Genomic DNA, 1,244 nt, shown 5'->3' with positions numbered 1-1,244 from the left:
GGAGGGGCAACCTATACCCTGACCACTGCCACCGACGTTGAGATCAGCTCTGCCACGTCCTTTAGTGTCGTTCTGGCAGGGGCTGATAAAACCGCCGTGGATGCGCTGATTAATAAAAATGGCACCAGCTCCGCTGACGGCACCACCTATAACCTCGCCGCCGCTGAGGACTGGGCGGCTGGGGCCGATGCCACTGTGAATGTAGTGGATGCTACCGGCAACGCGATCACCGCGGTTGTCAATCAGGATCCGGTCATTAACAGCAACGGTGGCCAGTCCACCGCAACACTGAGCGTGGCCGAAAACCAGACCAGCGTCACCACGGTGAGCGCAACAGACCCGGATAATGGCGACGTCCCAACCTTTAGCATCAGCGGTGGTGCCGATGCCGCACGTTTCAGCATTGATACTAACAGTGGTGTGTTAACCTTTGCTGCAACCCCCAACTTCGAACTACCCACCGATGCCGACACCAACAACGACTATGTCGTGGAAGTCACCGCCAGTGACGGTAAGGGCGGCACCGATACACAAACGCTGACGGTCAGTGTCACCGATGTGAACGATGCTCCCGTGCTGACCAGTGATACCAGTCTGACGGTGTCTGAAGGTAACCTGCCGGTCACCACTCTTGTCGCAACAGACGATGAAAACAACCCCATCACCTTCAGTCTGGCCGGTGGCGCTGATGCCAGCCTGTTCACTATTAATGCCACCAGCGGAGCGCTGAACTTTACCTCAAGGCCCAACTTTGAGAAGCCTGTGGATGTCGGCAATAATAATAGCTATGTCGTGAATGTCTCAGTCACCGACTCCATTGGCGCCAGTAGCCAGAAAACCTTCACCATCAATGTCACCGATGTTGATGAAGCGCCAGTATTGGGGGAGAAAACCTTCTCCGTGCAGGAAGGTAGCAGCAATGTCGGCACCTTGTTAGCCACTGACTCCGACCAGGGATCAACCCTGAGCTACAGCCTGGGAGGCAGTGATGCCAGCCTGTTTAGCCTTAACAGCAGCACCGGAGTACTGAACTTTATTCAAGCCCCCAGTTTTAGCACACCATTGGATCAGAACGGGGATAACCACTATGAAATCACGGTAACGGCCACCGACAACACCAACCTGAGCACTCAGGCGAATGTGTTTGTGCAGGTGAGTAACCTGAATGATGCCCCGGTACTCTCCCCACAAGGCTTTACGGTGGCAGAAAACACCACCCAGGTCGGCACCATTACAGCTACCGA

1 protein-coding gene is annotated in these 1,244 nt (G+C 55.1%); it reads left to right on the top strand.

Going from position 1 to position 1,244, the window contains the following annotated elements; genetic code table 11:
- Positions 1 to 1,244: cadherin domain-containing protein (locus BGP75_RS14850; RefSeq protein WP_143821075.1), on the top strand; the 1,244-nt coding region annotated here is incomplete at both ends.

Origin of the sequence: Motiliproteus sp. MSK22-1 (genome assembly GCF_001968815.1) — a bacterium.
Lineage (GTDB): Bacteria > Pseudomonadota > Gammaproteobacteria > Pseudomonadales > Balneatricaceae > Motiliproteus.
This window is presented reverse-complemented; position numbering and strand designations above follow the sequence as displayed.